Source organism: Streptomyces mangrovi (assembly GCF_900114215.1).
GTDB lineage: Bacteria > Actinomycetota > Actinomycetes > Streptomycetales > Streptomycetaceae > Streptomyces > Streptomyces barkulensis.
Genome location: NZ_FOSG01000004.1, coordinates 159488 through 171625 on the forward strand (window position 1 = coordinate 159488; position 12138 = coordinate 171625).

Annotated in this window: 15 protein-coding genes; 10 read left to right on the forward strand and 5 right to left on the reverse strand. The window is 73.4% G+C overall.

Annotation, left to right across the window (positions count from 1 at the left end; genetic code table 11):
• Positions 1-12: 12 nt before the first annotated feature.
• A complete protein-coding gene (locus BM237_RS29745) occupies positions 13-993 on the reverse strand; it encodes a DUF2637 domain-containing protein (protein WP_245793464.1) in 981 nt (326 codons plus the stop codon).
• Between the two features lie 257 nt (positions 994-1250).
• Between BM237_RS29745 and BM237_RS07270 the strand changes: the two genes are divergently transcribed.
• The 5 genes from BM237_RS07270 (at position 1251) to BM237_RS07290 (ending at position 4332) form a co-directional block, all read left to right on the forward strand.
• On the forward strand, positions 1251-2147 hold the full coding sequence (locus BM237_RS07270; protein WP_093848904.1) for a glycoside hydrolase family 19 protein: 897 nt from the start codon (positions 1251-1253) through the stop codon (positions 2145-2147).
• A 174-nt stretch (positions 2148-2321) separates the two neighbouring features.
• Positions 2322-2735, forward strand: coding sequence for a site-specific integrase (locus BM237_RS28950; RefSeq protein ID WP_093848699.1), 414 nt, complete (start codon positions 2322-2324; stop codon positions 2733-2735).
• Between the two features lie 105 nt (positions 2736-2840).
• Complete coding sequence (locus BM237_RS07280; RefSeq protein WP_425443661.1) at positions 2841-3191, forward strand: hypothetical protein; 351 nt, start codon at positions 2841-2843, stop codon at positions 3189-3191.
• Positions 3192-3293: 102 nt separating this feature from the next.
• On the forward strand, positions 3294-3830 hold the full coding sequence (locus BM237_RS07285; protein ID WP_245793465.1) for a DUF1360 domain-containing protein: 537 nt from the start codon (positions 3294-3296) through the stop codon (positions 3828-3830).
• A 10-nt stretch (positions 3831-3840) separates the two neighbouring features.
• Complete coding sequence (locus BM237_RS07290) at positions 3841-4332, forward strand: AAA family ATPase (RefSeq protein WP_245793466.1); 492 nt, start codon at positions 3841-3843, stop codon at positions 4330-4332.
• A gap of 39 nt (positions 4333-4371) precedes the next feature.
• Here BM237_RS07290 and BM237_RS28680 read toward each other — a convergent pair whose 3' ends face one another.
• Positions 4372-4515, reverse strand: coding sequence for a hypothetical protein (locus BM237_RS28680; protein ID WP_175540916.1), 144 nt, complete (start codon positions 4513-4515; stop codon positions 4372-4374).
• A gap of 151 nt (positions 4516-4666) precedes the next feature.
• On the opposite strand from BM237_RS28680, the gene BM237_RS07300 reads away from it, so the two are divergent.
• From BM237_RS07300 to BM237_RS07310, 3 genes are all read left to right on the forward strand, one after another.
• Positions 4667-5449, forward strand: a complete 783-nt coding sequence (locus BM237_RS07300; RefSeq protein WP_217655808.1) for an alpha/beta hydrolase — start codon at positions 4667-4669, stop codon at positions 5447-5449.
• A 91-nt stretch (positions 5450-5540) separates the two neighbouring features.
• Positions 5541-6359 carry an ArsR/SmtB family transcription factor gene (locus BM237_RS07305; RefSeq protein WP_093848704.1) on the forward strand — a complete coding sequence of 273 codons (819 nt, stop codon included), beginning with the start codon at positions 5541-5543 and terminating at the stop codon, positions 6357-6359.
• 57 nt (positions 6360-6416) lie between these two features.
• On the forward strand, positions 6417-6896 hold the full coding sequence (locus BM237_RS07310) for a phosphatase domain-containing protein (RefSeq protein WP_093848705.1): 480 nt from the start codon (positions 6417-6419) through the stop codon (positions 6894-6896).
• Positions 6897-6918: 22 nt separating this feature from the next.
• Here the strand turns inward: BM237_RS07310 and BM237_RS07315 are convergent, their stop codons facing one another.
• Positions 6919-7551 (reverse strand): DedA family protein, encoded by a 633-nt coding sequence (locus BM237_RS07315; protein WP_093848706.1) that lies wholly within the window; start codon positions 7549-7551, stop codon positions 6919-6921.
• A gap of 233 nt (positions 7552-7784) precedes the next feature.
• On the opposite strand from BM237_RS07315, the gene BM237_RS07320 reads away from it, so the two are divergent.
• Complete coding sequence (locus tag BM237_RS07320) at positions 7785-9440, forward strand: glycoside hydrolase family 13 protein (RefSeq protein ID WP_245793467.1); 1656 nt, start codon at positions 7785-7787, stop codon at positions 9438-9440.
• A 143-nt stretch (positions 9441-9583) separates the two neighbouring features.
• Here the strand turns inward: BM237_RS07320 and BM237_RS28685 are convergent, their stop codons facing one another.
• Positions 9584-10969 (reverse strand): hypothetical protein, encoded by a 1386-nt coding sequence (locus BM237_RS28685; RefSeq protein ID WP_107415208.1) that lies wholly within the window; start codon positions 10967-10969, stop codon positions 9584-9586.
• Positions 10970-11366: 397 nt separating this feature from the next.
• Between BM237_RS28685 and BM237_RS07330 the strand changes: the two genes are divergently transcribed.
• Positions 11367-11732 carry a hypothetical protein gene (locus BM237_RS07330; protein ID WP_093848708.1) on the forward strand — a complete coding sequence of 122 codons (366 nt, stop codon included), beginning with the start codon at positions 11367-11369 and terminating at the stop codon, positions 11730-11732.
• Positions 11733-11782: 50 nt separating this feature from the next.
• On the opposite strand, the gene BM237_RS29190 is transcribed toward BM237_RS07330, so the two are convergent.
• A complete protein-coding gene (locus tag BM237_RS29190; RefSeq protein WP_165869647.1) occupies positions 11783-11953 on the reverse strand; it encodes a hypothetical protein in 171 nt (56 codons plus the stop codon).
• Positions 11954-12138 lie beyond the last annotated feature (185 nt).

The following is a 12138-nucleotide window of genomic DNA, read 5'->3' on the forward strand; positions in this document are numbered from 1 at the left end:
TTCCCGCGTCTGTCAGTCGCTTTGCCCGGGACGTCCCTCCGGGGAGGGGCGCCCCGGACCGGCCACGCGGTACGTGGTCCGCCCCCGGGGAAGCGGGCCACGCTGCGGCAGCGGCGCGGGCCGGCGGGGCAGGGCGTGCCGGGGCTGGGTGAGGGTGATCTGCCCCACCAACTGGTGGAAGCAGGCCAGGGCGGTGATCGGGGGGAGGCCCGCGGCCGCCACCCCGGTCAGGGTCTTGGGGGCATGGGCCACGCACAGGGCCACCGCCACGGCCGAGAAGAGGATCACCACCGCCCAGGAGTGCCGGACCCGGCGCCGCAGCACGGTGGCGCGCAGAATCGACAGGGAGCCGGTGAGCCAGGGCCCGTAGATCAGCAGGGGCCACCACCGCGCCAGGTCGGCGGGCACGGCGGGCCCGGCCAGCAGGCGCAGGGGGTCGTAGGAGACCAGTCCGCCCAGCACGCTGACCATCGCCACGATGCCGGCGGTCAGTGCCGCCACGGCGTAGCTGAACACATGCAGCAGCGACAGCTCCGGCCGGTGCGGCGTCCGGCGCCTGCGGCGGTGACGGCGTTCGGCGGCCGAGCGCCCCGACCGGCGGGCGGGAGCGGCGGCGCCGCCGGAGCGGCCCGTCTCTCCCGTGTCCCCGGCGTCGAAGCGGCGCAGCACCCGGGTGGTCTCGTCCGCGGACGGTTCCGTCCCGGTCTGCGCCGCGCCCCCGGGGTGCTCGGGGGACCGGGGCCGGGCATGGGGCTGATCGTGCTCCCGGCCGTGGGGCCGGTGCGGTGCGTGGCCGGAGTCCCGCAGCAGCTTGGCGAGTTCGGCCTCGAAGTCCCAGGACGGGTCGAGGACGTCCACGTCGGGCGGGGCGGGGGCTCTCTGCTCCGGCACGAACCACGGATCGAAGTCCGGATGGACACCGGTGCGGTACCAGTCGGGGTCCGAGTCCGCGGGTGTGCCGTACGGATCGAAGTGCGGTCCCTGGTCACTCACGGCGGCTCGATCCGGGAAGGCGGGCCGCGGGCGTGGAAAACGGATCTGGTGGAGTCACGTCCACAACAACGAAGGCAGGACCCGACCGGATGACCGGCATTCGGGTGAAGTCTCAATTCATACGATCACGGTGAATGACCTTCCTTCCGGCCCGGTGGCTCCGGCGGAAACGGATCTGGTCCATACCTTGACTGGTCCATACCAAAGCGCTTGAGTGTTCCCGGTCAACCCCCCACCCCGGAAGGGAAGTTCACGTGCTGAGAAGACGCCTCATGGCGGGTCTCGCCGCCTCCGCCCTCGCAGGCGCCCTGGCGGTCGCCGTCCCCGCGACCTCCGCTTCCGCCGCCGAGTGCGCGACCCCGTGGAACTCCTCGTCGGTCTACCTCGGCGGGACGACCGTCTCCCACAACGGCCACAACTGGACCGCCCGCTGGTGGACCCAGAACGAGGCGCCGCCCGGCACCTCCGGAGTCTGGAGCGACCAGGGCTCCTGCGGTGGCGGTACGACCCCGCCGCCCACGGACCCGGATCCGTCCGGATTCGTGGTCAGTGAGGCGCAGTTCAACCAGATGTTCCCGAACCGGAACTCCTTCTACACCTACCAAGGACTGAAAGCGGCCCTGAGCGCCTACCCGGCCTTCGCCGGCACCGGCGGCGACACGGTGAGGAAGCGGGAGGCCGCCGCCTTCCTCGCCAACGTCAGCCATGAGACCGGCGGCCTGGTCCACATCGTGGAGCAGAACACCGCCAACTACCCGCACTACTGCGACAGCGGGCAGCCCTACGGCTGCCCGGCCGGCCAGGCCGCCTACTACGGGCGCGGTCCGATCCAGCTCAGCTGGAACTTCAACTACAAGGCGGCGGGCGACGCGCTGGGCATCGACCTGCTGCGCGACCCCTATCTGGTGGAGCGGGACGCGGCGGTCGCCTGGAAGACCGCCCTGTGGTACTGGAACACCCAGAGCGGGCCGGGCACCATGACCCCGCACGACGCGATGGTGGGCGGGCACGGCTTCGGCGAGACCATCCGCAGCATCAACGGCTCCCTGGAGTGCGGCGGACGCAATCCGGCCCAGGTGCAGAGCCGGATCGACAACTATCAGCGGTTCGTCCAGATCCTGGGCACCACTCCGGGCGACAACCTCACCTGCTGACAGGGGAGTCGCGGTGGAGGGCGCCATGCGGACCTCCACCGCCGCCCGCCGCCCGTTTCTGCCGCCCGCGCTCGCCGCGGGCGGCAGACACGGGCGTTTCGCGGTACAACCTTCACAGGAAGGATCCTTCCTACCTCTATCCGCGGACGTGTCCGGCCGGAATACTGCCGGGCCATGACGCTCACGGAAGAACGCATCACCGCCGAACGGCTCGAGCAACTGCTCGCCGACGACTCCATCCATACGGCACACCGCGCCCTGTGGCTGCTGCTGTGGGAGGGGGACCTGCGAGTGCTGGACCTGCTCTCCCTGGAGATCCAGGACGTGGATCTGCGGGCGAGGCGGGTGACCGGGGTGTGCGGCCGGGCGGTGCCCGAGGGTGAGGGGAACATCAGCGAGCGGGCGGCCGGACTGCTGCGCGAGGTGGTCGGCGGCCGGGAGAGCGGCCCGCTGTTCGCCACGGGCAACCGCGCACTGGGCTGGGAGCAGGTGATGCTGGCCGCGGGGGAACAGGGCCATGGCATCCACGAGTTCCGCGCGGGTGGCAGGCTCCACCGCCGGGAGGAGCCGGCCGCGGACCCCCGGTAGGCGCGGCCGCCGTACCGCACGGGCGGTGGGCGGGGCCGTGGCCGGGAGGAGGGGAGGGCCGCGGCCGAGCGGCGGACGCGGAGCCCCCGGGAGCTGCGGAAACCGATGAGAAGGAGTGTGGGGACGGCGCTCGGGGAAACCCGTACACCCGTGTCAGTACGCAAGCGATACGCCGTTGCCGCGTCGGGCCGGTGGACCGACGACGAGGACGGCGTCCGGCTGCCCGCGGGCGAGGCGCATGCCTGGGAACAGGGCATGAACCAGACCGTGTGCGGGCTGTCCCTCAGCCGCTCGCGGCTCGACCGCTTCCCGCATGTGACGTGGGCCGACGTCATCCCCGAGTCGGGCGGTGCGGCCGACCGCGTACGGCGGCTGTGCCCGCGGTGCGCCTCGGTCGCGGGGCGGAGAGGAGCCGACGCGCGCCCCCGGTGGCGGCGTACGAACCCCAGGCCGTGACATGGGCGGCCCCGACAGGGGCGTGAGGCGCGGGACGCCCGGTCCGGGATGCCGGGTGCGGAGTGCGGGGTCTTTTTCGGACCGGTGACGAGGAGGAGCCGAATGAGTGGTGCCATGGACCAGGCCGCCGAGACGGTGGGCCGGGTCACCGGCGCGGACGAGTACTCCGAGGAGGGGGAGGTCTCCCTGCGCGGACTCGCCACGCTGGCGGGCGTCTACGCGACCGGTGCCGGTGTGTTCGCCTGGCGTATGAGGGCGTCGGGCCGGCAACTGCCCGAGCGGATTCCCCCGCTGGACCTGCTCCTGATGGGGGTCGCCACCTACCGCAGCTCCCGGCTGCTCACCAAGGACAAGGTCACCAGTTTCCTGCGGGCCCCCTTCACCCGCCGCACCGGCAGTCTCCACGGCGCCGAGGTCATGGACGTGCCCCGCGGACACGGACTGCACCGGTCCGTGGGTGAACTGCTGGCCTGCCCCTTCTGCGTGGCGATGTGGATCGCCGGCGGTCTGACGGCGGGCTACGCCACGGCTCCGCGCGCCACCCGCCTGGTCACCTCCTGTCTGAGCAGCGTGGCCCTGTCCGACTGGCTGCAGTACGCCTGGAGCCTGACCCAGCAGAAGGCCGAGGGCGAGGGCTGAGAGGCAGGCCGTGGCAGCAGCACCGCAGCAGGGGCAGGGGCAGGGGCAGGGGCAGGGACGGGCCCCGGATGAGGGGCCGCGGGGACCTGTGGAGCCGGCCGTGCTGGTGGGCCTCCAGGGCTCGGGGAAGACGACCTTCCGCGTCCGCTGCCTCCCCGCCGGGTACACCGTGGTCAGCAAGGACCTCTTCCCGCGCTCCGCCCGGCACCGGCAGCGGCGCCAGATGCGCCTGGTGGAGGAGGCGCTGGAGCGGGGGCGGCCGGTGGTCGTGGACAACACCAACCCGTCACCGCCGGACGTGCCGAACGCCCTGGCGCGCAACGCCGCGCGCCGGGGCAGGGAGCGCGTGCCCGAGGCGGGCTTCTTCGACACCCTCCGGCGGCTGCGCGAACCCCGCCGGTCGGACGGCTTCGACGCGGTGCGGGAGGTGCGGATCGACGGCCGCGGCGGGTTCGACGTACGGGACGTGCCGCACGTGCCGCGCGTACGGCCCGGGGAGTAGGACCGAGGGGCCCGCGCGCGGCCCGGCCGCCGGGCCGGGTCAGCCGGACGGACGCACGTTCGCGACGACGAAGCCGCCGCGCGGGCGGGAGGGTACGCGGCGCAGTGGAATCCGCAGGTCCTGCCCGGGCACCTCGTACTCCGGCAGGGACAGTCGCGAGGACAGGGCCGTCAGCAGCGCCACGGTGACGTCCTCGCCGGGGCGTCCCCGCCCGCGTTCCTGTCCGTGTCCTTTTTGTCGGCCATGCGGGGTGCGTACCCCCGCAGGAGGCGGGCATGCGCCGTGCCGCCGGGGGTACCACGGCGGCACGGCGCCGCGGGAGAGGGGAGCGGAAGTGACCGGAACGGACGCGGGAGAGGGCGCGGGTGGTGCGCCGGGGCCGGAGCGGGCCCGCCCCCACCCGGAGGCCGGGGACGACGTGCCGCACGGCCGGCTGTCCGCCCGGCCCTCCGCCTCCCCGCCCCCGGTGTCCCCGCCCGGGGCCGGGGAGGGGGGCCCGGGTACGCACCGGCTGGAGGGGAGGGCGCTGCTGCGTGTTCCGCCGCCTTCGGGGGCCGGGGCACCTGCGCGGCCGTACTGGCTGGTGGTGGTGCTGCACGGGGCGGGTGGAACGGCGGAGCAGGCGCTGACCTGGCTGCTCCCGCAGGCCGGATCCGGCCGGCTGCTGCTGCTCGCGCCCCAGGCGACCGGCTCCACCTGGGATGTCGTAGGCGGCGGTTACGGCCCGGACGTGGCCCGGCTGGACGCCGTGCTGCACGGTGTCTTCCGGCGTTTCCCCGTGGACCCGGAGGGGGTGGCGGTGGCGGGCTTCTCCGACGGAGCCTCCTACGCGCTCTCGCTGGGGCTGGCCAACGGGGACCTGTTCGGTGCGGTGCTGGCCTTCTCGCCGGGGTTCATGGCGCCGATGGTCCACCGCGGACACCCCCGGATCTTCGTCTCCCACGGCCGGGACGACCCCGTCCTGCCGGTCGGTACGTGCAGCCGCCGCCTCGTCCCGCGGTTGGCGCAGTCCGGTTACGCGGTCACCTACCGGGAGTTCGGTGGTGGTAACGAGGTGCCGCCCGAGCTGGCCACGGAGGCGCTGCGCTGGTGGGTGGACGGCCCGCGGGCGGCCTGAGGGGTGCTCGCCCACCGAAGGGAGAGCGGTCGCGCCCGGCATTGACGTGCAACCAAATGGTTGCCTATCCTGCGGTGACAGGTGATGAGGCATGGACGCAGTGTTCAGAGCTCTCGCCGACGCGAGCCGCAGGCGGTTGCTCGACCGGCTCCACGTCCGGGGCGGCCAGAGTCTGCGGGAGCTGGGCGAAGGACTGGGGATGAGCAGGCAGGCGGTGAGCAAGCACCTGGCGGTCCTGGAGGAGGCCCGCCTGGTCACCGCGGTGCGCCGCGGCAGGGAGAAGCTCCACTACCTCAATCCCGTGCCGATCCACGAGGTCGCCGACCGCTGGATCGGCAAGTACGAGCGAGGGCGCATGGCCGCGCTCACGCAGCTGAAGCGATCCCTGGAGGGCCCCGCGATGAAGGCGAAGGACGCGATGGACAAGCCCGAGTTCGTGTACGTGATCTACATTCAGGCCACGCCCGAGGAGATCTACCGGGCGCTCACCGACCCCGCGTTCATCAGGATCTATATGGGTGGAACGGGGCCCGAGTCGGACTGGGAGGTCGGATCGCCGGTGCGCTGGAAGAGCACACCGGACGGCGAGTTCGAGGAACTGGGGCAGCGGGTGCTGGAGGCCGAGCCCGGCCGGCGGCTGTCGTACACCTGGCACACCCTCCAGCCGATGCACCGCGCGCTGTTCGACTCCGACGAGGAGTTCGCGAAGGCCTGCGAGGAGCGCAGCAGGGTCACCTTCGACATCGAGCCCGCCGAGGTCCCCGAACTCGGCAGCAAGCTCACCATCACCCACGACGGCTTCACCAGTTCCGACAGCAGGATGCTGGAGGGCACCAGCGGCGGCTGGGTGATGATCCTCTCCGCGCTGAAGACCGTTCTGGAGAAGGGGGAACCGGTCGCACGGCCGTGACCGGCGGGTGCGAGCATGACGCGAGTGCCGCTGCCGTACCGCACCCGGAGGTGACCGATGGCGTCCCGCTCGCTGGCGGTGTTCGACCTGGACGGAACGCTCGCCGACGTCCGGCACCGCCTGCACTTCCTCGACGGGCGCCGCGACTGGGACGCCTTCTTCGCCGCCGCCCCCGACGACCCGCCGCTGGCCGAGGGGGTCGAACTGGCCCTGACCGCCGCCGGGGAGTACGAGATCGCGTACGTGACCGGGAGGCCGGAGCGGTGCCGCCGCGACACCCTGCGGTGGCTGGCCCGGCACGGCCTGCCGGGCGGGCCGCTGCTGATGCGCGGGGGGCGGGACCGCCGCCCGGCCCGCGTCGCCAAGCCCGAACTGCTGCGGAGCCTGGCGCGGGGGCGCGCCGTCGCTGTGGTGGTCGACGACGACCACCGGGTCTGCGACGCCTACGAGGCGGACGGTTTCACGGTGGTGCGGGCCGGGTGGATGACGGCCGGGCCCGTTCTGGAGGAGGCTCAGGAGGACGAGGGGCGCACCTGAGACGAGGTGTGGGCCCGGCGCCCTACCCGTCGCCGCGGCGGTACCGCACCGCGCGGACGGCGACGAAACCCACGACGGCCACGACGATGACGGCCACCACGGCCCTGGAGTACATCGAGACGTAGCCCGACACGGTGTGCCAGTTCTCCCCGAGCGCGTACCCGGTCAGCACGAAGAGGGTGTTCCACAGCAGGCTGCCGAGCGTGGTCAGCGTCAGGAACGTCGCCGCGGGCATGCGCTCGACGCCGGCGGGCACCGAGATCAGACTCCGGAAGACCGGGACCATCCGCCCGAAGAAGACCGCCTTGGTGCCGTGCCTGGCGAACCACGCCTCGGTCCTCTCGATGTCCGAGGGCTTCAGCAGCGGGATCCTCCGTGCGAGGGCCAGGGTCCGCTCCCGGCCCAGCAGCGCGCCCGCCCAGTACAGCAGGAACGCCCCGGCCACCGAGCCGAGCGTGGTCCACAGCAGGGCGGCGAAGAGGCTGATGTCGCCGCGGCTGGCGGTGAACCCGGCCAGCGGCAGGATCACCTCGCTCGGCAACGGCGGGAAGAGGTTCTCCAGGGCGATGGCCAGACCCGCCCCGGGGGCGCCGAGGGTCTCCATCAGGCCGGTGGCCCAGTTCACCAGGCCGTCGGTCTGCTGTGCTGCGGACATGTCTCTCCTCACGCGGCCCGGTGCTGTGGAACGGGCACGGACAGTGTAAGGACGGCTGCCCGGACCTTCCGGGACGAACCGCGTGACGGCGGCGGGAGGACCGGAGCGGTGAGTCAGGACATCACCGGACATGGCATATGTCACGTGCTCGTATCGCGGGCATTTCTTGACCGTGAACCAAGTCGCGGCCCAATAATTCGGCTTGTCTTACAAGTAGGACCCGAGAGGCAGCCGTGACACAGAGCACGTCCCGAGGCGACGACGCCGACTGGTGGCGGGAGTCCGTCGTCTACCAGATATACGTGCCCAGCTTCGCCGACGCCGACGGGGACGGCATGGGCGACCTGAGGGGGGTCACCGACCGCCTCGGCCATGTCGCCGAGCTGGGCGCGGACGCGGTGTGGCTGACCCCCTTCTACCGCTCGCCCTGGGCCGACGGCGGCTACGACGTCAGCGACTACCGCGACGTCGACCCCCGCCACGGCACCCTGGAGGACTTCCGCGAGCTCCTGGAGAGTGCCCACGCCCTGGGGCTGAAGGTCATCGTGGACATCGTCCCCAACCACTGCTCCAGCGAGCACCCCTGGTTCGCCGAGGCCCTGGCCTCCCCGCCCGGCTCACCCGCCCGCGACCGCTTCGTCTTCATGGACGGCCGCGGCCCGGACGGCGGCGAGCCGCCCTCGGACTGGCAGTCCAAGTTCGGCGGCGGGGTGTGGACCCGGGTGCCGGACGGCCAGTGGTACATGCACATCTTCGCCGCCGAGCAGCCCGACCTGAACTGGGAGAACCCCGAGGTCGCGGCCGAGTTCGAGAGCATCCTGCGATTCTGGCTGGACCTGGGCGTCGACGGTTTCCGCATCGACGTGGCGCACGGCATGCGCAAGGACCTCGCCCTGCCGCTGCGCGACACCAACGGATCGGACTCCGCCCCTCTCAACGCGCCGCCCGAGGGGCACGACCACCCCTTCTGGGACCGCGACGAGGTCCACGACATCCACCGGGCCTGGCGGAAGATCCTCGACGAGTACACCCCGCCCCGGATCGCCGTCGCCGAGGCGGGCGTCGGCCAGGCGCGGCTGCCGCTGTACACCCGGCCCGACGAACTCCACCAGGCGTTCAACTTCCCCTATCTACGCTGCCCCTGGGACGCCGGCGCCTACCGCGAGGTCATCGACTCCTCACTGGAGGGCGCCCGTTCGGTCGGCTCGCTGCCCACCTGGGTGCTGTCCAACCACGACGTGGTGCGCCACCTCAGCCGCCACGCCCTGCCCGCCGGCACCGACACCGTCGCCTGGCTGATGTCGGACGGCCGTGAGCCGGCCGCCGACCAGGAGGCGGGCCGCCGCCGGGCCCGCGCCGCCGCCCTGCTCACCCTGGCGCTGCCCGGTACCGCCTACCTCTACCAGGGCGAGGAACTGGGCCTGCCGGAAGTGGCCGACCTGCCGCGCGAGGCGCTGCGCGACCCGATGTGGGAGCGGACCGGGAACACCCGCAGGGGCCGCGACGGCTGCCGCGTACCGCTGCCCTGGGAGCGCTCGGGCCCCTCCTGCGGGTTCGGCCCGGGCGGAAGCTGGCTGCCGCAGCCCGACGGCTGGGGCGAGCACTCGGTGGAGGCCCAGACCGGCCGGCCGGGCTCCTTCCTGGAGCTGTACCGGACGGCCCTGAAGACCCGCCGTTCCTTCACCGGGGACGAGAGCTTCACCTGGCTGCCCGCCCGGGACGGCGAGCTGGCCTTCCGCAAGGGCGCCCTGGAGTGCCGGGTCAACCTCTCCGGCGCCCCGCTGCCCCTGCCGCCCTCCGAGGCCGGGCCGCTGCTGGCCAGTGGCCCGTGCGACGGGCGGACGCTGCCGCCGGACACCGCCGTCTGGCTGGACGCCCAGCCGCGCTGACCACAAGGCCCCGCGAAGGCCCTGTTGCCGGCCGTGCCGGGGCGCCGCCGGGGTGCCACCGGGCCGCTGACGCCGCCGTGCGTCAGCGGCCCGGCACGTTCAGCCGGCGCTGACGCGGGGCCGGAGGGGCCGGGGGAGGGGGCTCAGAAGTCGCCCCCGCCACCGAAGCCGCCCCCGAAATCCCCGCCTCCGAAGCCCCCGCCGAAGTCGCCTCCGCCTCCGCCTCCGAAGCCTCCGCCGAAGTCCCCACCGTTCTCGCCGCCGTAACCCCAGCCGGGCCCGTAGCCGTAGCCCCAGCCGCCCATGCTGCTGCCCAGGACCGTTCCGAAGAGCAGGCCCGGCAGCAGCATCGAGCCGTAGCCTCCGTAGTAGCCGCCCATCCACGGACCGTAGGCCGGGCCCGCGTCCCAGTAGGGCACCCGCTCACCGGTCGCCGTCGGCACGGTCCGCACCGCCGGGTCCAGGCCGTCGTCGAGCCGGGCGGCGTCGGCCGCGCAGACCGGCACCTCACGGGGTGAGCCGCCCGGGGGCGCCCACTCCACATCGCGCGCGGACGGCCCGTGCCGGGGGTCGAAGAAGCACGGCGGCCGCCGCTGGGGCGGCTCCCGCCCCTCCCGCCGGGCGTCCAGCACCGCCAGGGCGAACCGGCCGTCCTCCAGCGCCTCGGACACCGCCCGTACGTCGCCGGGGCGGCGGGCCGCGTCGGAGGCCTCCTTGGCCTTCTCGTACGCGTCCAGAGCCCGTCGGTAGTCGTCGAGCATCTCCGGGGTGACACCGGGGGCGGAGGGGGAGAAGTCGAGCCGGTCCAGGGCCTCGCCGTAGGAGGTGATGTCCTCCTGGACCGCCGCCCGCACCTGCTCCAGTTCGGCCCGCTCCTCCTCCTGCCGCCGCTTGCGCGAGCGCCGTGTCAGGAACAGGCCACCGAACGCGAGCACCGCCAGCACGGCCAGGAAGCCCACCAGGACGCCGGCGCCACCGGTTCCGCCGGTGGTGTCCCGGTCGCCGTAACCGCCCGTGCCGCCGTCGGTGCGCGCGGCCGACTGCACGTCGGTGACGAAGCCGCTGAGGATCCGGTCCGGTTCACCGGAGTGCTCCCGCAGATTGCGCTGGGCCAGCTCACTGGCCGTCGAACCGGCCAGCACGCCGGCGTCCGAGGCCGCGCCGAACTGCGAGCCCAGCGCGACGGCGTACACGCCGGGGCGTCCCACCTCCGAGCGCAGCCGGTCGAAGACGGCGTCGCCTCCGTAGGAGGAGTCGTCGGGCAGGACGGCGATGTAGACGGGGACGTCGCCGGCCCGGATCTGCTCGGTGAGCCGGTCGGCCTCGGACTTCGAGAGCTTGTCGGAGGCGGCCGGATCGACGTAGACGGGATCGTCCCGCAGCGCGGCGGCGACCTCGTCGAGGCCGGTGGCCGCCCGGGCGCCGCCCGCGGGGGAGAGGAGGGCGGTGGTGAGGGCGAGCAGGACGGCCCAGAGCAGAGTCGCCCGCCGCCCCCGGAGTATGTGAGAGATGGGGCGGTTTGTCCTCATGGTGTCCCGCTACCCAGCCGCCGTCCGGTCACCCGGGAACGCCGGGGAAAAGTGTGCGCGGACGCGGGGGTGGGGTCCGTTGCGGGGAACATCCCAGGATGGTTTACGGTTGAACCAGATGCGGGTGCCGACGGACGCGAAGGCGCCTCTTCCCCCGGGCGCAGCCCTCCGGGCACCCGCCTCCCAGCCGGCCCCGGTCGAGTTCTCCCCCGTCTCGGCCGGGGCCTTCCCTTTCTTACTCCACGGCCCCCTCCACGGGGCGCCTCGCGGGGGAGCCGCCGGAGCGCGGCCGTACCATGGAAGACGTCCCGGCCGCCCGGAGCGGGAGCCCGGTCCGCCCTTCCTCCTTCACCCCCCGCACGGATTCCAGCTCTGCACGGAGGCCGCGTTGTCCTCGATGTCCTCGATCTCGATCGGAACCGCCCGCCACTTCCACCCCGCGGGAACCCCGGGGGAGATCTGCCGCGACCACAACCGCGCCGCCCTGGCCACCGTGGTGGCCGCCGAGGCGCGCCGCAGGGGATACGGGCCGGACCTGAGCGACGAGCAGATCGACGAGTGCGCCGAGGCCGCCGGGCGCAAGTCCCCCTCGCCCACTTCCCGGAAGGCGATCCGGGCCGCCCTCGGGCCGCCGATCACCGCCGACGATCCACCTCAGGCCGTGGCGGCGGCCGTCTTCGACGCGCTGCCCTCGAACCCGGTGCGGGTGGTCGGGCGTGACGGCCGGGAGTTCTTCCTGGTACCACTCCCGGCCACCGCCTGACGGCAGCGCCCGGCGCCCACGTCCTCAGGGGCGGTCCGGTCGGGTCCGGGTCATTCGGGGCGGTGCTGCGCCTCGCCCAGCTCTCTCCAGTCCAGGACCTCACGGGTCTCGCGCAGTATTCGCTCGGCCGCCTCGCGCGTCTCGGTGGGGACGTCCCCGAGCTCCTCCAGCAGACCCTCGTAGATCGGCGGGTGCTCGGTCCGGGTCGCGGTGGTCGCCATGGTGCGGATCCTCTCTCTCGTGTCACGGGTGCCGTGAGCGACCCGTGGTGCGGTCGTTCGCCGCGCCCCAGATCGTTTCACGTGCCGGTCGCGTGCCCGCCGCCGCGCCCGCCATCCGGGCACGCCCGCCGCGGGCACGTCCGGCCGTGGTGCGGCTGCGAACCAGCGGGCGGCTACCCGCGGCG

Coding starts and splice junctions, on each gene's coding strand:
- BM237_RS28950 (WP_093848699.1), top strand. CDS start 2,322: ATGACGCTCACGGAAGAACGCATCACCGCCGAACGGCTCGAGCAACTG.
- BM237_RS07280 (WP_425443661.1), top strand. CDS start 2,841: ATGAGAAGGAGTGTGGGGACGGCGCTCGGGGAAACCCGTACACCCGTG.
- BM237_RS07285 (WP_245793465.1), top strand. CDS start 3,294: ATGAGTGGTGCCATGGACCAGGCCGCCGAGACGGTGGGCCGGGTCACC.
- BM237_RS07305 (WP_093848704.1), top strand. CDS start 5,541: ATGGACGCAGTGTTCAGAGCTCTCGCCGACGCGAGCCGCAGGCGGTTG.
- BM237_RS07310 (WP_093848705.1), top strand. CDS start 6,417: ATGGCGTCCCGCTCGCTGGCGGTGTTCGACCTGGACGGAACGCTCGCC.
- BM237_RS07315 (WP_093848706.1), bottom strand. CDS start 7,551: ATGTCCGCAGCACAGCAGACCGACGGCCTGGTGAACTGGGCCACCGGC.
- BM237_RS28685 (WP_107415208.1), bottom strand. CDS start 10,969: ATGAGGACAAACCGCCCCATCTCTCACATACTCCGGGGGCGGCGGGCG.
- BM237_RS07330 (WP_093848708.1), top strand. CDS start 11,367: ATGTCCTCGATCTCGATCGGAACCGCCCGCCACTTCCACCCCGCGGGA.
- BM237_RS29190 (WP_165869647.1), bottom strand. CDS start 11,953: ATGGCGACCACCGCGACCCGGACCGAGCACCCGCCGATCTACGAGGGT.